We start from the raw sequence: 22,396 nt of genomic DNA, 5'->3' as shown, positions 1-22,396 counted from the left end.
GGCTAGACCGGCTTCAAGGCGCCGGATTGCCGACATGCGTCGATTGCGTCTCGAACCACGGTTTCCGGGATGAAGTCGAACTGAGCAATCATGTCCTCCAGAGCGACCTGCGGCTGCGTCAGCGCCCACTCGACCACTTGTCCGCCTAACCCCTTGATCATGGGGCCAGGCATTCCGGTTCTGCGCAGCAGGGTCAGCGCCGGCTGACGCGGAAGATCGAAACCGGCGTCGCGCGGCTGCAGCTTCTGCTGAGCCATCGCCACCTCGTCGTGGATGCCCGGGCCGGCGGCCAGCTCGGCCAACCGGCGTCCCAGATCGCTCAACATTTCGGACAGGTCGGCGCCATTATTTCGAGCGGCCGCCGGCAGCCAGGCCCTGAATGCGGGATCCTGCATGGCGGCTGTCTCAAGCAAGCTGAACAGGAGGCGGCCGTAGAGCGGCGTCACCGAGAAGGTGGCGTGCAGAGAGGCGCCGTCCACGGCTATCGCGTCATGGTACCAGCCTCGCGGCACGTAGAGCACGTCGCCGGGCCGCATTCTGACTTCGGAGACGAGGTCTCCCTTGGTCTGATTCAACCACTGACGCGTCTGGCGCGGGTCGTCGAACTCGGGATAGCCTACCGGTCGGTCCGCTTGATTGGCGTATAGGCGCCAGATCTTTTCGCCCTCGGTCTGAACGGCGAAGACGTCATGAAGGTCGAAATGCGGACCAAAGGCCTGAACGCCTTTGAAAGAGCAGTAGATATTGACCGCCACCAACGCCGCGAACTCGTGGCTCAAGGTGCGCGACGCCGTCCTGAGGGCCGGAGTCAGATACTGTGCGTCTTCCGCGATCAGGCTTGCGCCCATGGCCAGCAAGCCGTTCATCTTGCCGGGTTGAGGCTGGGAGCGGAGACCGCCGTGGATGTGAATCGGCGAACAATAGGCCGCCGGGTCGATCGGCTCGTTGTTGAACACCATTTTCAGAGACGTCGGCGTCCAGATTGACGATTGTGCCAGCAGGCCGTTCATCTCAGACCAGGACAACAGCGCCGCTCGGTTCGGATGGTCGGCCGAGGCCGGAATGTGCAGCGGTTTTCGGCCGGCATATTCGGCTTCGAACTGTTCTCGGGTGACGGGAGCGATGAAGTCGTCGAAACTGTCCATGATGCGACGTTAGAGACGCGCATCCCAGCTGTCATCAGGACTGCAAATGGCTCTCGCCCCCACCCCGTCCCAGATCACCGAGGCGCGTGCGGCCCTGGCCGCCGCCGATCCGGCGCTGGCGCGTGCGCATGCCACGACGCCGGACTTCGAATGGCGGCTCAGGCCCGGCGGTTTTGAGGGCCTGTTCCGCATGATCGTGGAGCAGCAGGTCTCGGTTGCGGCCGCGGCGGCCATCTGGGCGCGGGTGGTCGACGGGCTGGACGGGGCGGTGACGCCTCAAGCCGTGCTGGCGCGCGACGTGGAGACGCTGCGCACCTTCGGCCTGTCGGGTCAGAAGGCGACCTATGGCCGCGAGATCGCCCTGGCCCAGGCCGAGGGACGGATCGACTTCGACCATCTGGAGCGGCTGCATGACGCCCAGGCCGTGGCCGCGCTGACCGCCATCAAGGGCGTGGGCAAATGGACGGCCGAGACCTTCCTGATGTTCTGCGAAGGCCGGCTGGATGTCTTTCCGGGCGGCGATGTGGCGCTTCAGGAAGCCATGCGCTGGGCTGATCGCGCCGAGGTCCGGCCCACCGAAAAACAGGCCTATGCCCGCGCCGAACTTTGGCGGCCGCATCGCGGCGCGGCTGCACATCTGCTGTGGGCCTGGTATGGCGGGGTGAAGCGCGGCGAGATCGCGCTGGAGCAGGCCGAACAGAACGCCGGGGGAGGCGACTGATGGATCCCACCATCGCACATCCGGACCGTGTTCTGCCGCTGCTCGACTTCGCGGGCGTGGCGGTGTTCGCCGCCACCGGCGCCCTGGCCGCCGCGCGGGACAAGCACGACCTGGTGACCTTCTCCTTCTTCGCCGCCGTGACGGGCGTGGGCGGCGGCACCCTGCGTGACCTGCTGATCGGCGCACCGGTCTTCTGGGTGCAGGACTGGCGCTACATTGCAGTATGTCTGGTGGCTGCGGCGGCGGTCTGGGTGACGGGCAACCGCACTTGGCGTTTCCGCGCCCTGCTGTGGCTCGACGCCCTGGGACTGGCGGCCTACGGCGTGATGGGGGCGGCCAAGGCGGCGGCCTTCGGCGTATCGCCGCTGATCTGCATCGTCATGGGCGCGTTGACGGCGACCTTCGGAGGCATCGTGCGCGACCTGCTGGCCGGCCAGCCCTCGGTGCTGCTGCGCCGCGAGATCACCATCTCGGCCGGCATTGTCGCCGCGGCGACCTTCGTCGGCCTGAAGACGCTGGGCGTGCCCAGCTGGCCGGCAGCCTTCGCCGGCACGGGGCTGGGCTTTGCGCTCAGGGCCGGCGCCCTGACTTGGGGATGGAGCCTGCCGTCCTTTCCCGGCGCGCCGACGCGGCCCTAGATCAGATCCAGAATCGTCTCGACCGGGCGGCCGATGCGCGCGCCCTTGTCCGTCTCGACGATGGGCCGCTCGACCAGCACGGGGCGAGCAATCATGGCGTTCAGGATCTGATCGTCCGACGCGCCCGCGTCGGCCAGTTCCACCGCCTCGGCTTCCCGGCGGCGTAGCAGCCCCGCGAGACCCAGGCCCGATCTTTCGGCCAGACGCATCAGCGTGTCGCGATCCCAGCCGGTCTTCAGATATTCGACCACGGTCGGCTCCACGCCGTGTCCGCGCAGCAACTCCAGCGCCTTGCGCGAGGTCGAGCATTTGGGATTGTGGAACAGGGTCGGCGTCATCGTCAGCGGGCCGCTTTCAGGCGACGCAGATAGACCGCTCCCTTGAGTGCTGCGCCAGACAGCACGACCAGGATGGCTGTAGCCACCCAGTCCACCGCCACCAGCCAGACTGGCACGGGAGACGGGGCGACCTCGGCCATGCCGCCGGTGACGATCGCCGCCACGTTCATGAAGGCCCCCCAGCCGGTCAGGATGAGCGCGGCCATGGGGATGAACCGGGTCATCTTCGTCCACTGGAGCGCGGCGATCAGGCCATAGACCAGAAGGGTGAAGATAGCGGCGAAAACAGCGGCCACCGGCATGACGAGCTCCAGCGCCACTGTGCCGCCCGCCATGTTCTCCAGTTCCGGCGTCGCGAGCGTCATCGCCGCCTGTGGGTTGACGCCCATCCAGCCGATGAGCGCAACGCCTGCCGCCGCATGCGTCATCAGGGCGACGGCGCCCAGGCGCGCCGAGCGTTGGCCCTCCAGCATGCCGCGCGGCTCGCGCAAAGGATGAGCGGCCTGTAGCCAGGGCTTGAGATCGAAGGATGTCATGGCCGCCTCCTATCGTTCGAGGCGTCGAGACGCCAGCCTTCACCTTTGTGGTCGAGACCGTTAGGGTCCGGCCCATGCGGATTCTGGATGAAGACAGGGCCGTGCTCGACCATGTCGCGGCGCGGGCCGAGCGCATCGTCGGGCGCGCGGTGGACTGGGCCAATCTGAACTCGGGCAGCCGAAATCGCGGCGGGCTGGAGGCGGTGCTGAACGCGCTGGAGGCCGAGGCCCGGCGTGTCCTGCCCGAGGCGGCGCTTGCCCGCATCGCCACCACGCCTTCCGTGGTCGTTGGCGACGACGCGGTGGCGCGAGAAGAAGCCTATGTCGACGCTCTGAGCGTATCGATCCGGCCCCAGGCTCCCATCCAGGTCGTGCTGACCGGCCATTACGACACCGTCTTCCCGATCGACAGCGCCTTCCAGACCGTGGGCCTTCGCGCGGACGGCGCGCTGAACGGCCCGGGCATCGCCGACATGAAGGGAGGCATCAGCGTCATCCTGGCGGCGCTGGAAGCGTTCGAGACCCACTCTGCCAAGGGCGGCGTCGGCTGGACCGTACTGCTCAGCCCGGACGAGGAAATCGGTTCGCCCGGATCGGCGCCGCTGCTGGCCGAACTCGGCGCGCGCGGTCATCTGGGCCTGACCTACGAACCCGCCCTGGCGGACGGTTCGATGGCGGGCGCGAGGAAAGGCTCGGGCAACTTCCACCTGATCGTGCGCGGGCGGTCCGCCCATGCCGGGCGGGCCTTTCACGAGGGGGCGAACGCCGTGGCCGGCGCGGCCGCCGTCGCCGTCGCCTTGCACGACCTGAACGGCAAGCATGAGGGCGTGACCGTCAATGTCGCCAAGATCTCAGGCGGTACGGCGCTGAACGTCGTGGCCGACCATGCGGTGGTGCGGTTCAACGTGCGCGTTCCCGACGCCGAGGCGGCCGACTGGATCGTGACACAGATCGACGCCATCGCCGCCCGGCCGCCCTTCGAGGGCCTGAGCCTGGAGCTGCATGGCGGCTTCACCCGCCCGCCCAAGCCCATGGACGCGGCCCAGACGGCCCTGTTCGAGGCGGTGCGCCAGGCCGGCGAGCTGCTGGGCCAGAGCATCCGCTGGGCCCCTTCTGGGGGGGTCTGCGAGGGCAATAATCTGCACGCGGCGGGCCTGCCCAACATCGACACCCTGGGCGTGCGCGGCGGCGATATCCATTCGGACCAAGAGTTCGCCTGGCCCGATAGCTTTGTCGAACGGGCCCAGCTGAGCGCGCTCATCCTGTGCAAGGTCGCCTCGGGCGAGATCGACGCGCCGGGGCTGAAGGCCCTGCTTCTGGAGAGCCGCTGATGCTGGTCGTCCGCCCCGCCCAACCCCGCGATCTGGATCACCTGCTGGAATTGGCGATCCTGTCCGGCCCCGGCTTCACCAGCCTGCCCGAGGACCCGGACGTGCTGGCCGACCGGCTGGACGTCAGTCGCGACAGTTTCTCTGGTCAGCTGGAGCCGCAGGAGCGCTGGTACACCCTCATGCTTGAGGAGACCGACACCGGCGACGTGGACGGCGTCGGCTCGGTCAAGGCGGCCGTGGGCCTGAAACGACCCTTCTTCAGCTTCCGCGTCGTGAACAACACCCAGTCCTCGCCCTCGCTGGGCGTGAAGCTGGATCAGAAGACGCTGGTGCTGGTCAACGAATGCACCGGCTGGACCGAGGTCGGCTCGCTGTTCCTCAAGGCGGATCGGCGCAAGGGCGGGGCGGGGCGGCTGCTCAGCCAGTCGCGCTACATGCTGATCGGTGCCGAGCCTGATCTGTTCGCCGACAACGTGCTGGCCGAGCTGCGCGGCGTCTTCACGCCCGACGGCGCCTGCCCGTTCTGGGACCACGTCGCGCACAAGTTCTTTCCCATGGAGTTCGACGAGGCCGATCGCATGACCGGCTCGACGGACAAGCAGTTCATCCTGGACCTCGCGCCGCGCCACCCGATCTATATCGAGCTGCTGCCCGAGCCCGCGCGGGCGGTCATCGGCAAGGTGCATCCGCAGGGCGTACCCGCGATGGCGCTGCTGGAAAGCGAAGGCTTTCGGCCCAACGGACTGGTGGACATCTTCGACGCTGGTCCGACTGTGGCCTGCGGCCGCGACAACATCCGCACGGTCCGCGATGCGCGCAGGCTGAAGGTCGAGATCGTGGACGAGCCGGACGTCGAACTGGTCAGCCTGATCTCGACCGACAGCGTCGGCGACTTCCGCGCCGTGCGCCAGCGTGTCGAGATCGAGGGAGAGACGGCCCGCCTGAACCGCGAGACGGCGGCGGCGCTCAAGGTGAAGTCGGGGGACGTCGTAAGGGTGAAATCATGAGCCAGCTGACTTCGATCGATCCGGCCACCGATCAGGTGGTCTGGCAGGGCGCCGAGAGCACGCCGGGCCAGGTGGCCGACGCCGTCGCGGCCGCGCGCGCCGCCTTCCCCGACTGGGCCGATCGCCCGCGTCAGGACCGGATCGACGCCTTGAAGCGCTATCAGGCCGCCCTCAAGGCCCGCGCGACCGAAATGGCTCAGGCCATCAGCCGCGAGACCGGCAAGGCGCTGTGGGAGACCACGGCCGAGCTGGGCGCGATGCAGGGCAAGGTCGACATCTCCATCCGCGCCTATGACGAGCGCACGGGCGAACGGGCCAATGACACTGCCTTCGGCCGCGCCGTGCTGCGCCACAGGCCGCATGGCGTGGCGGCGGTGCTGGGGCCGTTCAACTTCCCCGGCCATCTGCCAAACGGCCATATCGTGCCGGCCCTGCTGGCCGGCGACACGGTGGTGTTCAAACCCTCGGAAGAGACGCCCTGGACCGGTCAGCTGATGGCCGAGTGCTTGGCAGAGGCCGATCTGCCGGCCGGGGTCTTCAACCTGGTGCAGGGCGGACGCGACGTGGGCGCGGCCCTGTTGGACCAGCCGATCGACGCCCTGATGTTCACCGGCTCGGGCGCGGCGGGCGCGCATTTCCGCAGGAAGTTCGCGGACGACCCGCATGTCATTCTGGCGCTGGAGCTGGGCGGCAACAATCCGCTGGTGGTGTGGGACGCCGCGGACGTCGAGGCCGTGGCCGGGCTGGTGGTCCAGTCCGCCTTTGTCACGACGGGCCAGCGCTGTTCATGCGCGCGTCGGCTGATCGTGCCGGAGGGACCGCAGGGCGACGCCATCGTCGAAGCCGTGGCGGCCCTGGTCGATCGGCTGATCTTCGCGCCCTGGGACAGCCAGCCCGAGCCGTATGGCGGGCCGCTCATCTCCAAATCGGCGGCGGCGGCGGCGCTCAAGGCCTTGCAGGACCGGATCGACGCCGGCGCGCGGGTGATCCGCGCCTCGGGGCCGGTCGACAATTTGCCGGGCGCCTTCGTCCGGCCCGCCCTGATCGACGTGACCGGCGTGCACATGCCGGACGAGGAGATGTTCGCCCCCTTCCTGTCGGTCACTCGCGTCGCGACCTTCGACGCCGCGATCCAGGAGGCCAATGCCACCCGCTACGGCCTGTCCGCCGGCCTCGTCAGCGACGATCCGGCGAACTGGGACCGCTTCATTCGCCGCATCCGCGCCGGCGTCGTCAACTTCAACCGCCCCACGACGGGCGCGGCGGGCGACATGCCCTTCGGCGGCCTGGGCGCCAGCGGCAACCATCGCCCCAGCGCCTATTACGCCGCCGACTACTGCGCCTATCCGGTCGCCAGCTTCGAAGCGGCGGGGGTGAAGAACATCGAGGGCGAGATGAAGGGCCTGCGATGAGCGGGGCGGTCGAAGCCAACGCCGACGGGCTGATCGGGCCGACGCATTCGTATGCGGGGCTGTCGCCGGGCAATCTGGCGTCGAGCCTGAACAAGGGGGAGGCGTCGAACCCGCGTGCGGCGGTGCTGCAGGGGCTCGACAAGATGAAGGCCCTGGCGGACCTGGGCCTGCCGCAGTTCGTGCTGCCGCCGCATGAGCGGCCGAACATTCCCTTCCTGCGCACTCTGGGCTTCGCCGGGACGGACGCCGAGGTTCTGGAGCGGGCGTGGACAGACGCGCCCAGCTTCGCCGCGGCGGCCTGTTCCGCCTCGCCGATGTGGGCGGCCAATGCGGCGACCGTGACGCCCAGCGCTGATGCGGCCGACGGGCGGGTGCATTTCACGCCGGCCAATCTGGTGACCAACCTGCACCGCTCGCTTGAGCACCAGCAGACGAAGCGGGCGCTGGATGCGCTGTTTCCCGACGCCGAACGGTTCGCGGTCCATGACGCCCTCAGCCCGGTCGCACATCTGGCCGACGAGGGGGCGGCCAATCATGTGCGGCTATGCGCCGAGCACGGCGCGCCGGGCGTGAATCTGATGGTGTGGGGCCGCGAGGCCTTCGAGGCCTGGGACGATCCCTATCCGGCCCGCCAGACGCGCGAGGCGTCGCAGGCCGTGATGCGGCGGCACCGGGCGTCTGGCGCCGTGCTGGCGCGCCAGGGGCGGGCGGCCATCGCGGGCGGCACCTTCCACAACGACGTGGTGTGCGTCGGCGCGCTGCAGACCCTGTTTTTCCACGACCTCGCGTTCGAGGACACGGCGGGGACCAAGGCCGCGATCCGCCGCGCCGCCGAGGGCCTGTTCGAGCCGATCTTCTTGGAGGTGGCGTCGACGGACCTGCCGCTGGCGGACGCGATCTCGAGCTATCTGTTCAACTCCATGCTGATCCAGGCGCCAGGGGACGACCGGCTGACGCTGATCTGTCCGACCGAGACGCGGGACAATCCTCTCAGCCATGCGGTGGCGCAGAGCCTCGCCGGGTCGAACGGGCCGATCGGCCGGGTCGAGTACGTCGATGTGCGCCAGTCGATGCGAAACGGCGGCGGCCCGGCGTGTCTGCGCCTGCGCGTGGTGCTGACCGAGGCCGAGCTTGCGGCGACCAACCCGGCCATGCGGCTGACCGACGAGCTGTACGGCCGGCTGTCGGCCTGGGGCGAGCGGCACTATCGCGACCGGCTAACGCCCGGCGATCTGGCCGATCCCGCGCTGCTGGACGAGAGCCGGCGGGCGCTGGACGAGTTGACGGGCCTGCTCGGCCTGGGCGCAGGCTTCTACCCCTTCCAGCGCTAATCTGACCTAGCGGCGGTTGGGACGTCGGTCGACCGGTTCACCGGGGCGGCGCGATTCTCGACGCCAGCGGATCGACAGGCTGGCGTCGCCCTGGCCGCCGAACTGCGAGCTGACCGCCAGATTGCGCCGGACCTGCCACTCCACGCGCACCGCCGAGCCCCCTTCGCCGCCGCCGATGACTTCCAGATAGATGTCGTCGGTGATGTAGCGGCCGCCGGCGACGGTCAGAGCCGAGGCGTCGCCGCCGAAGGAGAGACGGTCCAGCCCCGCCAGTTCGCGCAGGTTGCCGATGACGTCGAAGCCGCCGCCGCCCGCCAGAGACGCCACGCCGGACGCCAGCTGCGCCGCCTCGAAGGCCGACAGCTGAGACGCAGAGCGGCCGAACAGCACCTGCGACAGGATTTCGTCCTGGGGCAGGGCGGGGGTCGAGCTCAGCGCGATTTCGGGCCGTGCGGCCGTGCCGGTGACGCGGATCACCGCCGTCAGAGCGGGGTCCTCGCGCGTCGCCATCAGGTTCAGGCGGATGCGTTCCGGGTCAGTGGACAGGGCGATGGTGCCGGTGTCGTCGAACACGAATCGCTTGCCGGCGAACTCATAGTCACCGCGCACGATGCGCGCGTTTCCGGTCAGCTGCGGCTCAGCGATCGTGCCGCGCACCCGGGCGTTCAGGCCCAGCTCGACGTCCAGCCCACGACCGCGAACGAAGATCTGGCGGCCGGTCAGGTCGATGTTGAGCGCGATCTGAGGACCGCCCTGGCGACCTGTCGGCTCGACCGGATCACCGCCGGGGCGGTTGATCTCGATCACGTCCATGCGGACGACGCCGTTCGAGCCGGGCGGATTGGCCGCGATCTCGGCCTCGTTGACCGTCAGGTCGCCGTTCAGCTGAATGTTGCCGTCGGCGGCGCGAACCACGGTGATGGGGCCGGAGGCGCGAGCCTCCGCCAGGTCATTGTCGATGATGCGGAAGCGCGTCAGCTGAAGCTGCAGGCTCGACGCCGACCCCTGGCGCAGGCCCAGCCGGCCCTGGCCGGACACCTGCCCGCCCGAGCCGTCATTGCCCTCGAAGCGTTCCAGCACGGCCGTCGTGTCGTCGAAGCGTGTGGCCAGGCCGACGTTCTCGAGCCGCAGGCCGGTCGCGGTGTCGTTGAACGACCCCTGCGCCAGATCCAGCCGGCCGTTTATGCGCGGGGCGTTCAGCGTGCCGCCCAGGGTGGCGTTGGCGTCGATCTGACCCGCCAACGAGCGCTCGCCGCCCAAGAACAGGTCCCATATCGGCTGGATCTGCCCGTTGATGGCCACGTCGCCGCTCATGTTGCGCGTGCGGGCGATGGCCAGCCGCAGAGGCGCGGCAGAGGTCTCGACCGGCAGGGTCACATTGGCCCGCGCCTGAACGGCGTTGGGGCTGGCGGCGTTGGCCTGAATGGTCAGGGTGTCGCCGGCCAGGTTGGCCACGACCGTTCCGTCCACGGCCAGGCCGCGCGGCGCATCCACGCTGCGCAGCTGACGCAGGTCGACGTTGGCCGAGCCGGTCAGGTCCGATCCAGCGCCTCGCAGGGACACGCGACCCGTCACCTGACCGCGCAGGTCGGGCGCGATGGAGCCGACCTCGACGCCTTGCAGATTGGCCTCGATGGAGGCGGCGCGGTCGTCCTGACGCAGCTCGCCGGTCAGGAAGCCACCGCCGACGCCCAGATCGGCGCGGATCACACGGCCCGCGCCGCTGAAGGCCGCGACCAGCGGGGTGCGGGTGTTGAAGGCGACCTCGCGCACACGGCCTGCACCGTTAAGCGTCACGCTGGTGTCGTCCCCCCGGCGCGAGAATATCCCGTTGCCGTCGAAGTTGACCGGGTTGGGGCCGCCGACATCGGCGACCAGGGTGAAGGGCAGGCGCTCCAGCGTGCCCTGGCCGTTCAGGTCCAGGCTGCGGATGACGATGTCCGATCCGGCCGGGCGCACGTTGCGGCCGGTGACGTTCAGGATGGCGGTCTGATCGCCGCCGCCCTCGGTCAGGCGGACGCGCCCCTGCGCCTCGCCCGCCGCCAGGAAGGCGCCGGGGCGGGCAGTGAAGGTCAGGTCGGCGCTGGATGGCACATTGTCGGACAGGGCGATGGCACCCTGGGCCGTGATCCCGCCGGCGTCCAGATCGACGTCCGACAGGCGGATGCGGTCGCCGCCCAGGAAGAAGTTGCCCGAGGCGCGCGCCGGTCCGTAGTTCGAGGCCGACGTCAGGGCGACGCGGCCGTCGGACGAATCCGCGCCGCGACGGAAGCTGAGAACCAGGTCGGCCTGGGTCAGTTGCAGGGCCGCCACGTCGATGCGGTCGAAGCGGGCGCGCAGGTCGGCGCGCGGCTGGGCCAGGGTGCCGGTCAGGGCGCCGTCGCCGCTCATGTTGCCGACGATCTCGACCGGGCCGGCGGCGAAGGGGCCCTGGGCGTTCCAGTCCAGCGCCAGGCGCAGGCGGCCGCCGGTTTCGATCAGACCCTTGGCCCCGGCGCGCGCCTGGGCGCCGGTCAGCTGGCCTCGGTCGATGGCGATCCGTCCGTCGTTGAACGATCCGGCGAGCTGCAGGCGGGGCGTCTGTCCCAGCAGGCGATCCAGCTCGGCCATGCCGGTGACCAGGCGCTGGCCGCGGCCGTCGAAGGTCATGACCCACGGCGCGCCGGGGCGGGCGGACGAGGCCTGGATGGGGCCGCCGAAGGCGCCGCGCGCGCCGGGCTGGATGCGGCCGACGTCGGTGATGGCGGCGTTGCCCCGGAAGCCCAGGCCGCCCGTCAGATTGCGCTGGCCCGAGCCGGTCAGGGTCAGGGCCTGACCGCGCGCGTCGATACGGCGCAGCAAGAAGGCACCGTCAGCTAGGCGCGAAGCCTCCATCTGCACGCGCGGCGTGGCGCCCAGCAGGCCGCCGATGATGCCTTGGCCCGAGCCGCCGGTCGCGCGGATGTCGCCGACCACGTCCATGCGGCCGTTGTTGACCGCGACGTTCAACGGGCCCGAAATACGGGTGGCGCGGTAGGAGGCGATGTCGGCGCCCAACAGGCTGGCCGAGCCGTCTAGCTTCCAATTCTGAGCGTCGCCGGTGAAGACGCCGACGTAGGCAGCCGGACCTGCGATCGGCGTGCCAGCCAAGCGGCTGAGCGATCGGGTCGAAAGCTCCAGCTTCATGCCGTCGGGCGCCGCGCGGTCGCTCATGCGGATGACGCCTGAGGCGCGGCTGTCGATGTTGTCGGCATAAAGCCGCCAGCCCACGCCCTGGAAGCCTTCGCGCCGATCCGGCACGGCGGCGAAGCCGAAGCGGGCCGTGCGGCCGATACGCTCGACGAACGGCTCCAGCAGGTCCGAGCCCGAGAAGTCGAAGAAGCCGGACACCCGCGCGCCGTCGTCGCCGCCGTAGCGGCCGCGCACGGTCAGGGGCGTGAACTCGCCGGTGCGCATGACCACATCGACGATCTCGCCGTTGACGATGGCGGCGGCGGTGAAGGGCTGGTCGGGGGAATAGCCGAGCGCGCCGGCGATCGGGCCGCCCTGCGCCTCGTTGGCGCGCAGATTGACGCGCAGGTCATCGATCTCGCCGCCGAACACGGCGGCCAGGCGCAGATAGTCGCCCTCGCGGCTGAGGCTGTAGGCGTTGACGTTGGCCGCCTTGGCGCCCCGGCGCGGAATGTCGGCGTCACCCGACAGGCGCCACCGGCCGTATTCCTTGGAGAAGTCCTCCATCAGTTCGATGCTGGCGGCGAAGCGGTCGATCTTGACGTCGATGGGTGTGGGGCCGCCCGGTTCGGTCGGCGGCTCGACGATGGGCCGGCGGATGACGCGGATGTTGTCGGCCGAGATTTCGCTGGCGTGGAAGCGACGCATGACCAGGGGCCAGTAGCTCCAGTCCACGCGGACGTTGGTGGCTTCGAGCCAGACGCCCTCTTCGTCGGTGACGGTGACGCGCGCCAGGCGGAAGTCGTTGAACAGATCGCCCGACAGGCCCTCGACATTGATGCGGCCGTAGCGGCCGATCTTCTTGCCGGCGACGAAGCTGGTGACGAGGCCGCGGCCAGCGTCCGAGACGATGTACATCCGCCCGCCGACGGCCACGGCGATGACCAGGGCCAGCAGGACGGCGACGCCGATGCCGCCGAAGAAGGCAAGGGCCTGCAGGCGGGTGCGCTTGCGCTTTTCGCGCTTGGCCGGGCTTTCCGGCGTTTCGACGGTAGGAGGGGTCTCGGTCAAAACGCCTGGCCGATGCTGATGTAGAGCTGGAAGTCCGCGTCACCGTCGCGCTTGTCGAGCGGGAAGGCCACGTCGGCGCGGATCGGGCCGAACGGCAGCTTGTAGCGCACGCCGAAGCCGGCGCCGTAGCGCAGGTTGTTGAAGTTCGGCGTCTCCTGGAAGCCGATCGCGCCGGCGTCGACGAAGACCACGCCCTGGAAGCTTTCGCCGACGTCGCGGCGCACCTCCATCGAGGTTTCGAACAGGCTCAAGCCCCCGCGCGGGGTGTTGTCGGGTAGGCGCGGGCCGACGCTCTGATAGCTGTAGCCGCGCACGGACCCGCCGCCGCCGGAATAGAACAGGCGGTCGGCCGGCACGGTCAGCTCTTCGCCGCCGATTATGGAGCCCAAGCGCACGCGCCCGGCTAGCACGGTGGTTGCGCCGTCGGTCAGGGGCAGGTAGCCCGTCGCCTGACCTTCGGTGCGCAGGAAGAAGACGGTGTCGTCACCCGCCACCGCCGTCGGCTGAGCCGAAACGAGCAGGCGATAGCCGCGCACCGGGTCCAGCGGATCGTTGGAGCGGTCCATATAGACCGAGCTTCGTCCGGTCAGAATGGCCAGGTCGCGGTCAAACCGGACCGGCGTCATGGTGACCGGATCGAACCGGGTCTCGCGATAGCGGCCCGCGTCCAGGCCGACGCCATAGGTGAAGTAGGAGGTCTTGCCGATGCGCTGGCGCAGGTCGGCCGCCGTGGTCACGGCCAGGCGGCGATAAGCATCGGTGTCTTCGAAGACGAGAGCGGCGTCCAGCGTCAGCGTCCGGCCGGGGCGGCGCCAGTGCGGCAGGCTGAGGTTTGCGCCCAATCGGCTGTTGATGTCGGCCAGGCGCGCCTGGAACCGCAGGGTGTCAGCGCGGCCGAAGCGGTTGCGCCACGTCCAGATGCCTTCGACGCCGGAGCCTTCGGCCGTGGAGTAGGTGGCGCCCGCTTCCAACAGGCGCGGCGAGCTGTCGGCCAGGGTGACGACGACCGGACGAAGGCCCTGTTCATCGGTTTGGTCGATGGGAGCGAGGGCCACGCCGACGCCGTCGTAGACGTTGGTTTCGAGCAGGCGTCGCTCCAACTCGGCCACGTCCTCGGGGTCGTAGACGTCCCCGGTCGTCCACGGCGCCAGGCCGGCGACCCATTCGGGACTGGTGATGCCGCGCGTTAGCAGGCGGATGCCGTCCAGGCGGACCAGATCGCCGGATGCGATATTGTAGGTCGGGTCCACGGTGAAGGTGGCGTGATCGACCACCACGCGACGCGGCTCGGAGCGGGCGTCGGCATAGCCGCGTCGGGTCAGGGTCGAGACCACGCGCCCTTCCGCGGCGATGACATCGGCGGCGCGGCCGGGTTCGCCCGGCGCCAGCTGGATGGCTTCACGCGCGGCGGTCGCGCTCTCTGCGTCGGGCTCGGGCGCGCGCCAGGCGATGGTCGGTTCGGTCAAGACGAAGCGGCGACCAGGCTCGACCGAGACGATGGCGACGGCGGTTTCTTCACCCTCGACGATGTCTTCTAGGACCGGCTGATAGTAGCCCTCTGACCGGAGCAGGGCCTCGGCGGACTCGACCGCTGCTCGCGCGCGGCGGCGCGCTTCGAAGCGGTTGGCGGGCGCGTTCTCGGTCTCGCCGATGGCCTGTTCCAGCTGGCGGCGCAGGTCAGCGGTCAAGTCGCCACGGATCTGGGCGCGGGGTTCCGCCAGGGCCGGCGCGGCGAAGGTGCAGACGGCCGTGGCGAGAAGAAGCGAAGAGCGGAACGTCAAACCCAGGCCTTGCAGTCGGGCCGCAGAGAGGCGGCGATCGGAAACACGCGGTTGTCGCCGCTCAGTAGAACATTGTCTCGCTCTCGGGGCGGACCGTTTCTTCCGATGTCCGTTCTTCGGGCGGGAGGGTCGAGGCGTCGATGGGCGGGCCTTCGGGGACCGTTTCGGCTGCGGGCGCGGCAGCGTCTTCCGCCGGGGTCGCCTCGACCATGACTTCGGGGATGTCGGATCGCTCGGGCGTCCGGTCGTAGCGTGGCTCGTCGCAGGCGGTCATGCCCAGCACCAGGCCTGCGGCTACGAACAGCAGAGGCGATTGTCTCATCTGAAGAACTCCCCGAACTCGAACTCGCAACGCGGCCTTGCGTGCAAGGTTCCCGACGAGACGACAGACCCTCGGCAACGAAACCTTACGTTTTTCTGGGTTTAGTCGATCCGGGAGAGGATTAAAATGCAGCAATCGACCTACGCCATCGTCGCGGAGGTGCGCTTTCGCGAGCTGAAGACCCGCATCGGCCTGGCCGCATTCATCGGTTTGGTCGCCTGGGTCCTCTCGCCCTCGATCTTCCCTCTGGTCTGGTTCGGCGCGGTGATCGTCAGCCAGATGATCGACTGGCTGGTGTTCAGACCCTTCCGTCTCGAACCCGAACGACCCGTGACGCTCAGCCGTCAGATCGTGTGTTGCGTTACGGCCAGCCTGAGCGTCATCGTCTATTCCTCCATCGCCGCCTATCTGTGGTTCACGGCCGGCGAGGTGGGGCGTCTGTTCGCCATCGTCCAGGTGGCGGGCGGGCTGCTTCACGTCAGCCTGCACATGCACGAGGTGCGGCCCCTGCTTCTGTCGGCCGCCATACCGCACGGTCTGTATTTTCTGGGTCTGCCGATCCTGAGCGCCTGGATCACGGGGCAGAGGCATGTCGCCCTGATCGCCCTGGGCGGAGTGCTTTATCTGATGCATCTGGTCGTCGCCGTGCGGCAAAGCTCCCACACCAACAACGCCCTGCGGCGCGCCAATGAAGTGGCGGATCAGGAGCGTCGCAAGGCCGAGGTCGCCAGCGCGGCCAAGTCCGACTTCCTGGCGGTCATCAGCCACGAGATCCGCACGCCGATGAACGCGGTCATATCCTCGGCGAACCTGCTGCGCCGGACACGGCTGGACCAGCACCAGCAAGAGCATGTCGCCATGCTGACCGAGGCCGGAGATGTGCTCATGGGTCTGCTGAACGATGTGTTGGACTTCTCCAAGATCGAGGCGGGCCGCATGTCCCTCGAAGCCGCCGAGATGGACTTACGCGACCGGCTGTCCATGCTTGAGCGGATGTGGCGGCCTCGCGCGGAGGCGAATGGGGTCGAACTGACCGTCCTCGTGGCGGCGAACGCGCCCGCCTGCATCCTCACCGATCCGCTGCGGCTGCAGCAGATTCTGTTCAATCTGATCTCCAACGCCGTGAAGTTCACCGATCAGGGTCGCATAGATCTCACCGCGGAATGGGACGCAGGCGAAGGGCGTCTGAACGTGACGGTCAGGGACACGGGTTGCGGCATTCCGGCGGAAAGGCTGGCCAGTGTTTTCGACAGCTTCGAGCAGGCCGACGCCGGCACGACACGTCGCTATGGCGGAACGGGCCTCGGCCTGGCGATCAGCCGGCGTCTGGCGGAGTTGATGGGCGGATCGCTGACGGCCGCCAGTCGGGAAGGGGAGGGCTCGGCCTTCGTCCTGAGCCTCCCGGTGCGTGTGATCGATGCGTCGAACCCTCGGCCCGAGAGGCCCGAGGCCGATGGACAGGTCTTGTCGGGCCGGTCGGTGCTGGTCGTAGACGATCACGAGGTCAATCGCCGCATTGTCGGGCTGCTGCTTGAGCCGCACGGCCTGCGTCTGACCTTCGCGGCCAATGGTCAGGAAGCGGTGGAGATGGCCCGCGACGCCCGATTCGACGTGGTGCTGATGGATATGCAGATGCCGGTGATGGACGGGTTGGAGGCCACGCGGGTCATTCGTGCCGAGGGGGCCAACACGGGAACGCCGGTCATCGCCCTGACCGCCAACGCAATGGACAATCACCGCGCGGCTTGGGCCGCGGTCGGCGTGCGAGCCTTCCTGACCAAGCCGATTGAACCGAGCCTGCTGGTGACCACCCTGGCCCAGGCCTGCGCCTCAGCACGCGAAGATCACGGCCACAGCGCCAAAGCTTGATCCGGATTGAGCGCGGGCGGGAGCGGCTCGGCTGCGTCGTGTTCTCCGTTGAAGCGAGGCGCCGGTTGAGGCGCCCCGCCCGCGAACGTAGCCCTGGCCAGATTGTGCGGATGGTTGCGCGCCTCGGAGAGGGTCAGGACGGGCGTGACGCAGGCTTCCGTTCCCGCGAAATGGTCGGCCCAGTCGTCGCGGTCGCGCTCAGCAAAGGCCGCGGCGAAACGTGAATGCAGGCCGTCCCACGCTGCGAGATCGTACTGCGGCGCCTCGGCTGGCGGGATGTCCAGACCCGCCAGCAGGGCGGCGTAAAAGCGCGGCTCAAGCGCCCCCACCGCGACAAAGCGGCCGTCGCGGCAGGCATAGCAGCGGTAGAAGGGCGCGCCGCCATCCAGCAGGTTGCTTCCGCGACGATCCGACCAGAGACCGCGGCCCTCCAGGGCGTGAAACAGACTTGTCAGCAAGGCGGAACCGTCGGTCATGGCGGCGTCCACGACCGCTCCAAGGCCCGTCGCCTTGGCCTGGACCAGCGCCGCCAGCAGTCCGGTCACAGCCATCATGGCGCCGCCGCCATAATCGCCGATCAGGTTGAGTGGGGGGCGAGGCGGCCGGTCGGGCTCACCCATCGGATGAAGAGCGCCCGACAAGGCGATGTAGTTGATGTCGTGACCCACCTGGTCCGCCAGCGGCCCCGTCTGCCCCCAACCGGTGACCCGCGCGTAGACTAGCTGCGGGTTCGCGGCATGCAAAACGTCCGGTCCCAAACCCAGGCGCTCCATGACGCCGGGCCTGAAACCCTCGATCACGGCGTCCGCACGCGTGGCCAGATGCTTCACCGTCGCCAGATCGGCGTCCGATTTGAGATCGACCGGGAGGACGCGTCGCCCCCGATGCAGGATTTCGCCGCCTACGTCGTCGAACACGGCGGCTGGCGCGCCGCTGCCGCGCGTCAGGCGAATGACGTCGGCGCCGAGATCGGCCAGCACCATGCCGGCGAAGGTCACCGGGCCCAGGCCGTCAAATTCGAGAATGCGCACGCCCGCCAGAGGTCTCATGCGCTCTGGCTAGACGTCATGCAGGGAAAAATCGAGGGGAAGGCGGTCGGCGGGCCGGATGGTACGTCCTCTCGGGCTCGAACCGAGGACCCTCTGATTAAAAGTCAGATGCTCTAACCAACTGAGCTAAGGACGCATGCATTCCGGCGCCGCCGACGCGGGCGTCTTCTGTTGCAAACCGCCTGCGCGGTCAAGGCGCTGCGGTGATTTTCCTGGGTTTTGAGGAAGTGGGGCGTGAGCGGCCCGCCGCGAGGCGTCGGGGGGTGCATGGGCGGGCCGCTGGTCGCCCACCGTGTTGCAACAAGCGGTGGTGACAGGCGAACAACATCCAGTCGCCGGCTTGGTTCCGCTAATCAGCCTTTTCGGTACCCGGCGTCGGCGAAGCCTCGTCATCGTCTTCTTCTTCGTAGCCAACCAAGCGCAGGGCGCGGGCCTTGAGCCCGTTCAGCTCGGCCCAGCGGCACAGGCCTTCCTCGCGGCCGTGAGTGATCCAGATCTCGTCCGGGCGCAGTTCCTGGAACGTCGCCGTGAGTTCGGTCCAGTCAGCATGATCGGAAATAACGAGAGGCAGTTCCACGCCCCGTTGGCGCGCCCGCGCTTTCACGCCCATCCAGCCTGAAGCGAAGGCGGTCACCGGGTCGGCGAATCGCCGCGCCCAACGATCCTGGATCGCCGAAGGCGGGGCGATGACGACTTCGCCGCCCAGCGCGTCCTTGCCCAGTCCGGTGGCCGGCGCCAACGGGCCCAGATCGACGCCTTCGCGCTCGTACAGGCGGTTGAGCCGCTCGAGCGCGCCGTGAACGTAGATTGTGCGGTCCCACCCTCCTTCGCGCAGCAGGCGGATTACACGCTGGGCCTTGCCGAGCGCATAAGCGCCGACCAGATGCGCCCGTTCTGGAAACTGGCCCAAGGATTGGATCAGCCGTCCGATCTCCTCGGCGTCTGGCGGATGAGTGAAGACGGGCAGGCCGAAGGTGGCCTCGGATATGAAGACATGGCACGGCACGGGCTCGAACGACGCGCAGGTTGGGTCGCGCCGCCGCTTGTAGTCGCCGGACGCCACCATGGTCAGTCCACGCCAACTGATCACCGCCTGGGCGGAGCCCAAGACATGGCCCGCCGGCGCCAGGCGGACATCCACGCCCTTGTGAGACGCGGTTTCTCCATAGGGCGAAGGCTGACGGCGTTCCGCGAAGTCCTGGCCATACCTTTCCGACATGATCGCCAGGGTCTGGGGCGTGGCGAGCACGGCGCCGTGGCCCGATCGGGCGTGATCGGAATGACCGTGCGTCACCACCGCGCGATCCACCGGCCGCACGGGGTCGATGTAAAAGTCCCCGGGCGGGCAGTACAGACCGTGGGGCGTGGGACGGAGAAGGTCTTCAGGGCGGATCATGGCGTCGGTTGGCGTCGCGGACAGGCCCGCCAGTGCTAAGGTCCCGCCATGACGGATTCGTTCCTTGACGAGGTGCTGCCGCAGCTGGCGTCGGTCGCGGCCCACACCCATGCTCTAGGGTTTCGCTGGATTGGACGCGAGGCCGAGCGCGTTCGCATCGGCGCGCCTTGGCGCAAGGACCTGGTCGGCGACCCCGAGACCGGGGTGCTGGCCGGTGGGCTGGTGACAGCATTGCTGGATCATGCCGGCGGCCTGGCGATCTGGGCGCGGATTGGCGAGTTCCGTCCGGTGGCGACGCTTGATCTAAGGGTTGACTACATGCGCGCCGCCGTCACGGGCAGAGAGTTGCTGGCCGAGGCGCGTTGCTACAGGCTGACCTCTTCCATCGCTTTTGTGCGGGCTTGGGCGTTTGAAGACGATCCAGCCGATCCGGTGGCTGCGGCCCAGGCGGCCTATATGCTGACCCATCACAGGCCTGGTCGGAGCGCGAATAGCGCATGAGCATTCTTCAGACCTTGCCATATGCTCAGTTCCTTGGGCTGCGAGAAGAGACCGACGAGCAAGGACGGCTGGTCGTGATGCCGTTCCAGCCCATGCTGATCGGAAACCCCGTGCTGCCTGCCCTTCATGGAGGCGCAACGGCGGCCATGCTGGAGCTTACGGCGATCGCTCAGGCCGCTGCGGCCTTTCCCGCTGAACGCCTGCCCAAACCGATCAACGTGACCGTCGCTTATCTGCGGTCCGGTCGCGCGGTCGAGGTGCGGGCTCGGGCCCGCATCGGCAAGGCGGGCAGGCGTGTGGCCCATGTCGTGGCCGAGGCTTGGCAAGAGGATGAAGCTCAACCCATCGCCAGCCTGACCGCGCATTTCCTGCTGGGCGCTGACACGTAGGGATTGCGTTTTAAAGCAACCAAAGATTAGCCTCCCCATGACGGCTGGGTCGGATGGGGAGGATTTATGACCAGAAGCGACATAGGGCGATTGGTCGCCCAGCGTCTCTACGCGGCCGAGGCCGCTATCGACCTGGCGCTGGTCGAAGCGGCGGAACTGGCCGCCGAACTGCCCAGAGCGAGGGCAGAGGCGTATCTGTCGGCTGTCACGGGGCAGCAGGCCTTCACTTCAGCCGCCGCGGGTCTGTCGGCTTTGACCGAAGCCCGAGGGCATTTGGTCGATGTTCACAACACACTCGCCGCCCTCGCCCGGCGGCTGGATCTGGACGCGCTGGCTATTGGTCCCGTGGACAAGCCTGATGACGACAGCCCTCGCCGCCGCGGCGGTCCCGAAATGACCCATTCGCGCGTGGAGGGCGCAACCATAAGGTAAACAAAACCCTACCGTGACGCCCGCATCCGTGTTAACGGCTGGTTTACTATAACCAAGCTGGAGGGTTTTTCATGGACAGGACTGAAGTCGTCGCCGGCGTCGCCGGTGATCTGTATGCGACCGAAAAGGCCGTCGACGCGGCCATCACTCATGCTACGACCCTGGTTCAATCCATGATTGGCGCGCGCGTCGCTCTGGACGTTTCCCCGGTCGCTGGTTCGGGGTCGCAGGCCAAAGCTCTGGAAGCTATCGCGGCTCTCGGTGTTGCGCGCCAAGCGGTCGTGGCCTGCCATGCTGAACTTCAGAAAGACCATCGTCGCATGGGCTGGGGCGTCTATGCTGCCGGTCCGGTCAACAAGCCCGACGATTGGGAGACGCCGATCGGCAGCCGCCCCACGGGTCACCTGCGCGTCGCGTGAATTCGCTGTAAGATTGATGCTTGGCCGTTTCGGCCAAGCTCTAAATCAGGCAATGTCGCTCCCGTGCCGCAGGCGCGGGGGCGATTTGCATGTTCGACACCCTCTATTCTCAGATCGGCGCCGCCGTTATCGTGGCCGTTGCCGCTTTCGCCTTTCTGAAAGGTGATGAGCCCGAGCGGATCGGCGCCGGCGCCTATCTGTTTCTGTGGTTCGCTTCGCTGCTAGTGCAGAACGACAGCGATATTTACAGCCTTCAATGGAGCATGTTTGCGATCGACCTGATCGTTCTCGTTGTTTTCGCGGGGCTTAGCTGGAAAGCCGCGCGAAGCTGGCCTATTTGGGCGACCGCGCTTCAACTGCTGGCTGTCGCCAGTCACATCATGGTCTTCATAGACCTGAGACCTTCGGTGTCGGCCTTCTACACCGTTCTGAATATCGCCAGCTACGGGGTCATTCTCTGCATCGCCATCGGCACCTTCTGGGCTTGGCAGGAGCGTCGCGCCCAAGGCCTGGAGTAGGTGGATATTCCTATACTGGGCCGATAAGGTCGTCGGCAGGTGATTCGGCGAAAGGCCGCGCATGCCCCTGTCTCACGCCAAGCTTTGGCGCGCAGTCGATAATCTGGCGCGACGTGAGGGCCTGAGCCCGTCTGGCCTGGCGCGCCGCGCGGGCCTGGATCCGACCAGCTTCAATCCGTCCAAACGCATGGGGCCGGGCGATCCGCCCCGGCCGCGCTGGCCATCGACCGAGAGCCTGAACCGCGTGCTGGAAGCGACCGGCGCGACTCTGGCGCAGTTCGCCGCCCTGGCCGATGACGATGCGCCCCAGACCCTGCCGTTGCTGGGCTTGGCCCAGGCGGGTGAGGACGGGTTCTTCGATGATGCGGGCCTGCCGGTTGGGGAGGGCTGGGATCAAACCGAACTGCCGCGCGCTGGCGGCGCGCGCTTCAGCTTGAGGATCAGCGGCGATTCGATGGCGCCCCTGTATCGCGAGGGGGATCGGGTGATTGTCGATCGGGATGCGAACCAGGTCCGAAAAGGTGATCGCGCAGTGGTGCGCACGACCACCGGCGAAACTCTGGCAAAGGAGATCGCAGCTCAGAATGCGCGCGCGCTCACCCTGCGGTCCATCAATCCGGCTTATGAGGATCGCGTCCTGGCACGGGCCGATATCGCCTGGATGGCGCGTATCCTGTGGGTCAGCCAGTAGCTCAACGAAAGAAGCCGCCCCGAAGGGCGGCCTCCGTCCGTAGACATGGCGAAACTCACTGGGTGACGTAGTTGGCGTTCACCCAACCGCCGCCCGCGATCTGAATCCATTGACCCTGCGACGCTACTGCGGTGAAGGGCTGCCCGGCAGACAGAGTGCCCACCTGGCGGAAGCCGGTGCCCGGGCCGCCGCGAATGCGCAGATTGGATGCAGCGCGATACATGTTGGCGTTCTGCTGCGCGATGGCGCGTGTGCGTTGTTGGTTGCAGCCGATGTAGGACCCGGCCGCGGGGGCGGGGGCGGCGCCGCCCCCCCCCCCCCCCGCCCCCCCCGGGCGGGAGAGCCGCCA

Annotated in this window: 22 protein-coding genes and 1 tRNA gene; 13 read left to right on the top strand and 10 right to left on the bottom strand. The window is 68.2% G+C overall.

Translation table 11 applies throughout. The features are described from left to right. Window positions 1–2: 2 nt before the first annotated feature. Entirely contained in the window at window positions 3–1,145 is a 1,143-nt protein-coding gene (locus ACK4I0_RS02370) for a JmjC domain-containing protein (RefSeq protein ID WP_409607623.1), read from the bottom strand. Between the two features lie 46 nt (window positions 1,146–1,191). Between ACK4I0_RS02370 and ACK4I0_RS02365 the strand changes: the two genes are divergently transcribed. Both ACK4I0_RS02365 and ACK4I0_RS02360 read left to right on the top strand, forming a co-directional pair. Beyond that, window positions 1,192–1,866 (top strand): DNA-3-methyladenine glycosylase family protein, encoded by a 675-nt coding sequence (locus tag ACK4I0_RS02365; protein ID WP_409607621.1) that lies wholly within the window; start codon window positions 1,192–1,194, stop codon window positions 1,864–1,866. After that, window positions 1,866–2,504 carry a trimeric intracellular cation channel family protein gene (locus ACK4I0_RS02360; protein ID WP_409607619.1) on the top strand — a complete coding sequence of 213 codons (639 nt, stop codon included), beginning with the start codon at window positions 1,866–1,868 and terminating at the stop codon, window positions 2,502–2,504. The genes ACK4I0_RS02365 and ACK4I0_RS02360 overlap by 1 nt, the downstream gene beginning before the upstream one ends. Here the strand turns inward: ACK4I0_RS02360 and arsC are convergent. Further along, window positions 2,501–2,842 (bottom strand): arsenate reductase (glutaredoxin), encoded by a 342-nt coding sequence (arsC, locus tag ACK4I0_RS02355; protein WP_409607617.1) that lies wholly within the window; start codon window positions 2,840–2,842, stop codon window positions 2,501–2,503. The genes ACK4I0_RS02360 and arsC overlap by 4 nt on opposite strands. A 2-nt stretch (window positions 2,843–2,844) precedes the next feature. After that, complete coding sequence (locus ACK4I0_RS02350; protein WP_409607615.1) at window positions 2,845–3,378, bottom strand: hypothetical protein; 534 nt, start codon at window positions 3,376–3,378, stop codon at window positions 2,845–2,847. A 74-nt stretch (window positions 3,379–3,452) separates the two neighbouring features. On the opposite strand from ACK4I0_RS02350, the gene ACK4I0_RS02345 reads away from it, so the two are divergent. Genes ACK4I0_RS02345 through astB form a run of 4 tightly spaced genes read left to right on the top strand, consistent with a single transcriptional unit; the run spans window position 3,453 to window position 8,459 of the window. Next, on the top strand, window positions 3,453–4,709 hold the full coding sequence (locus ACK4I0_RS02345) for a hydrolase (protein WP_409607613.1): 1,257 nt from the start codon (window positions 3,453–3,455) through the stop codon (window positions 4,707–4,709). Then, entirely contained in the window at window positions 4,709–5,716 is a 1,008-nt protein-coding gene (locus ACK4I0_RS02340) for an arginine N-succinyltransferase (protein ID WP_409607611.1), read from the top strand. Before ACK4I0_RS02345 ends, ACK4I0_RS02340 begins: the two co-directional genes overlap by 1 nt. Further along, window positions 5,713–7,128 (top strand): succinylglutamate-semialdehyde dehydrogenase, encoded by a 1,416-nt coding sequence (astD, locus tag ACK4I0_RS02335; protein WP_409607609.1) that lies wholly within the window; start codon window positions 5,713–5,715, stop codon window positions 7,126–7,128. The genes ACK4I0_RS02340 and astD overlap by 4 nt, the downstream gene beginning before the upstream one ends. After that, window positions 7,125–8,459, top strand: coding sequence for an N-succinylarginine dihydrolase (gene astB / locus ACK4I0_RS02330; protein ID WP_409607607.1), 1,335 nt, complete (start codon window positions 7,125–7,127; stop codon window positions 8,457–8,459). The genes astD and astB overlap by 4 nt, the downstream gene beginning before the upstream one ends. A 6-nt stretch (window positions 8,460–8,465) precedes the next feature. Here the strand turns inward: astB and ACK4I0_RS02325 are convergent, their stop codons facing one another. The 3 genes from ACK4I0_RS02325 to ACK4I0_RS02315 all read right to left on the bottom strand — a co-directional run bounded on the left by ACK4I0_RS02325 (window position 8,466) and on the right by ACK4I0_RS02315 (window position 14,783). Next, window positions 8,466–12,680, bottom strand: a complete 4,215-nt coding sequence (locus tag ACK4I0_RS02325) for a translocation/assembly module TamB domain-containing protein (protein ID WP_409607605.1) — start codon at window positions 12,678–12,680, stop codon at window positions 8,466–8,468. Then, the gene (locus ACK4I0_RS02320; protein WP_409607603.1) at window positions 12,677–14,461 is read right to left on the bottom strand and encodes an autotransporter assembly complex protein TamA; all 1,785 of its coding nucleotides are present in this window, start codon (window positions 14,459–14,461) and stop codon (window positions 12,677–12,679) included. Before ACK4I0_RS02320 ends, ACK4I0_RS02325 begins: the two co-directional genes overlap by 4 nt. 61 nt (window positions 14,462–14,522) lie before the next feature. Further along, complete coding sequence (locus ACK4I0_RS02315; protein WP_409607601.1) at window positions 14,523–14,783, bottom strand: hypothetical protein; 261 nt, start codon at window positions 14,781–14,783, stop codon at window positions 14,523–14,525. A 126-nt stretch (window positions 14,784–14,909) separates the two neighbouring features. Here ACK4I0_RS02315 and ACK4I0_RS02310 point away from each other — a divergent pair, with 126 nt between their 5' ends. Then, on the top strand, window positions 14,910–16,652 hold the full coding sequence (locus tag ACK4I0_RS02310; protein ID WP_409607599.1) for an ATP-binding protein: 1,743 nt from the start codon (window positions 14,910–14,912) through the stop codon (window positions 16,650–16,652). Here the strand turns inward: ACK4I0_RS02310 and ACK4I0_RS02305 are convergent. The 3 genes from ACK4I0_RS02305 to ACK4I0_RS02295 all read right to left on the bottom strand — a co-directional run bounded on the left by ACK4I0_RS02305 (window position 16,628) and on the right by ACK4I0_RS02295 (window position 19,097). Next, entirely contained in the window at window positions 16,628–17,701 is a 1,074-nt protein-coding gene (locus tag ACK4I0_RS02305; RefSeq protein WP_409607597.1) for a CaiB/BaiF CoA transferase family protein, read from the bottom strand. The genes ACK4I0_RS02310 and ACK4I0_RS02305 overlap by 25 nt on opposite strands. 59 nt (window positions 17,702–17,760) lie before the next feature. Beyond that, window positions 17,761–17,837, bottom strand: a tRNA-Lys gene (locus ACK4I0_RS02300). Window positions 17,838–18,050: 213 nt separating this feature from the next. Next, window positions 18,051–19,097 carry a ligase-associated DNA damage response exonuclease gene (locus tag ACK4I0_RS02295; protein WP_409607595.1) on the bottom strand — a complete coding sequence of 349 codons (1,047 nt, stop codon included), beginning with the start codon at window positions 19,095–19,097 and terminating at the stop codon, window positions 18,051–18,053. A gap of 48 nt (window positions 19,098–19,145) precedes the next feature. On the opposite strand from ACK4I0_RS02295, the gene ACK4I0_RS02290 reads away from it, so the two are divergent. From ACK4I0_RS02290 to ACK4I0_RS02265, 6 genes are all read left to right on the top strand, one after another. Beyond that, window positions 19,146–19,598: a PaaI family thioesterase gene (locus ACK4I0_RS02290; protein ID WP_409607593.1), complete on the top strand. Its 453-nt coding sequence runs from the start codon at window positions 19,146–19,148 to the stop codon at window positions 19,596–19,598. Next, window positions 19,595–19,987: a PaaI family thioesterase gene (locus ACK4I0_RS02285; RefSeq protein ID WP_409607591.1), complete on the top strand. Its 393-nt coding sequence runs from the start codon at window positions 19,595–19,597 to the stop codon at window positions 19,985–19,987. The genes ACK4I0_RS02290 and ACK4I0_RS02285 overlap by 4 nt, the downstream gene beginning before the upstream one ends. A gap of 66 nt (window positions 19,988–20,053) precedes the next feature. Beyond that, window positions 20,054–20,419: a hypothetical protein gene (locus tag ACK4I0_RS02280; protein ID WP_409607589.1), complete on the top strand. Its 366-nt coding sequence runs from the start codon at window positions 20,054–20,056 to the stop codon at window positions 20,417–20,419. Window positions 20,420–20,490: 71 nt separating this feature from the next. Continuing rightward, window positions 20,491–20,838, top strand: a complete 348-nt coding sequence (locus tag ACK4I0_RS02275; RefSeq protein WP_409607587.1) for a hypothetical protein — start codon at window positions 20,491–20,493, stop codon at window positions 20,836–20,838. An 89-nt stretch (window positions 20,839–20,927) separates the two neighbouring features. Continuing rightward, window positions 20,928–21,356 (top strand): hypothetical protein, encoded by a 429-nt coding sequence (locus ACK4I0_RS02270; RefSeq protein ID WP_409607585.1) that lies wholly within the window; start codon window positions 20,928–20,930, stop codon window positions 21,354–21,356. Window positions 21,357–21,417: 61 nt separating this feature from the next. Then, on the top strand, window positions 21,418–22,047 hold the full coding sequence (locus ACK4I0_RS02265; RefSeq protein WP_409607583.1) for a helix-turn-helix transcriptional regulator: 630 nt from the start codon (window positions 21,418–21,420) through the stop codon (window positions 22,045–22,047). 55 nt (window positions 22,048–22,102) lie between these two features. Here ACK4I0_RS02265 and ACK4I0_RS02260 read toward each other — a convergent pair whose 3' ends face one another. Beyond that, complete coding sequence (locus tag ACK4I0_RS02260; RefSeq protein ID WP_409607581.1) at window positions 22,103–22,270, bottom strand: SH3 domain-containing protein; 168 nt, start codon at window positions 22,268–22,270, stop codon at window positions 22,103–22,105. Between the last annotated feature and the right edge of the window lie 126 nt (window positions 22,271–22,396).

This window comes from Brevundimonas sp. (genome assembly GCF_046295775.1).
Classification (GTDB): domain Bacteria; phylum Pseudomonadota; class Alphaproteobacteria; order Caulobacterales; family Caulobacteraceae; genus Brevundimonas.
The sequence above is the reverse complement of the archived record's forward strand: the minus strand, read 5'-3'. Positions and strand labels throughout refer to the sequence as shown.

Excerpts from the sequence above, each read along its gene's own strand:
- arsC (WP_409607617.1), bottom strand. The coding sequence starts at position 2,842 with ATGACGCCGACCCTGTTCCACAATCCCAAATGCTCGACCTCGCGCAAG.
- ACK4I0_RS02285 (WP_409607591.1), top strand. The coding sequence starts at position 19,595 with ATGAGCATTCTTCAGACCTTGCCATATGCTCAGTTCCTTGGGCTGCGA.
- ACK4I0_RS02370 (WP_409607623.1), bottom strand. The coding sequence starts at position 1,145 with ATGGACAGTTTCGACGACTTCATCGCTCCCGTCACCCGAGAACAGTTC.
- ACK4I0_RS02265 (WP_409607583.1), top strand. The coding sequence starts at position 21,418 with ATGCCCCTGTCTCACGCCAAGCTTTGGCGCGCAGTCGATAATCTGGCG.
- ACK4I0_RS02260 (WP_409607581.1), bottom strand. The coding sequence starts at position 22,270 with ATGTATCGCGCTGCATCCAATCTGCGCATTCGCGGCGGCCCGGGCACC.
- ACK4I0_RS02360 (WP_409607619.1), top strand. The coding sequence starts at position 1,866 with ATGGATCCCACCATCGCACATCCGGACCGTGTTCTGCCGCTGCTCGAC.
- ACK4I0_RS02310 (WP_409607599.1), top strand. The coding sequence starts at position 14,910 with ATGCAGCAATCGACCTACGCCATCGTCGCGGAGGTGCGCTTTCGCGAG.
- astD (WP_409607609.1), top strand. The coding sequence starts at position 5,713 with ATGAGCCAGCTGACTTCGATCGATCCGGCCACCGATCAGGTGGTCTGG.
- ACK4I0_RS02365 (WP_409607621.1), top strand. The coding sequence starts at position 1,192 with ATGGCTCTCGCCCCCACCCCGTCCCAGATCACCGAGGCGCGTGCGGCC.
- ACK4I0_RS02350 (WP_409607615.1), bottom strand. The coding sequence starts at position 3,378 with ATGACATCCTTCGATCTCAAGCCCTGGCTACAGGCCGCTCATCCTTTG.
- ACK4I0_RS02315 (WP_409607601.1), bottom strand. The coding sequence starts at position 14,783 with ATGAGACAATCGCCTCTGCTGTTCGTAGCCGCAGGCCTGGTGCTGGGC.
- ACK4I0_RS02345 (WP_409607613.1), top strand. The coding sequence starts at position 3,453 with ATGCGGATTCTGGATGAAGACAGGGCCGTGCTCGACCATGTCGCGGCG.
- ACK4I0_RS02295 (WP_409607595.1), bottom strand. The coding sequence starts at position 19,097 with ATGATCCGCCCTGAAGACCTTCTCCGTCCCACGCCCCACGGTCTGTAC.
- ACK4I0_RS02340 (WP_409607611.1), top strand. The coding sequence starts at position 4,709 with ATGCTGGTCGTCCGCCCCGCCCAACCCCGCGATCTGGATCACCTGCTG.
- ACK4I0_RS02290 (WP_409607593.1), top strand. The coding sequence starts at position 19,146 with ATGACGGATTCGTTCCTTGACGAGGTGCTGCCGCAGCTGGCGTCGGTC.
- ACK4I0_RS02305 (WP_409607597.1), bottom strand. The coding sequence starts at position 17,701 with ATGAGACCTCTGGCGGGCGTGCGCATTCTCGAATTTGACGGCCTGGGC.
- ACK4I0_RS02280 (WP_409607589.1), top strand. The coding sequence starts at position 20,054 with ATGACCAGAAGCGACATAGGGCGATTGGTCGCCCAGCGTCTCTACGCG.
- ACK4I0_RS02275 (WP_409607587.1), top strand. The coding sequence starts at position 20,491 with ATGGACAGGACTGAAGTCGTCGCCGGCGTCGCCGGTGATCTGTATGCG.
- ACK4I0_RS02270 (WP_409607585.1), top strand. The coding sequence starts at position 20,928 with ATGTTCGACACCCTCTATTCTCAGATCGGCGCCGCCGTTATCGTGGCC.
- astB (WP_409607607.1), top strand. The coding sequence starts at position 7,125 with ATGAGCGGGGCGGTCGAAGCCAACGCCGACGGGCTGATCGGGCCGACG.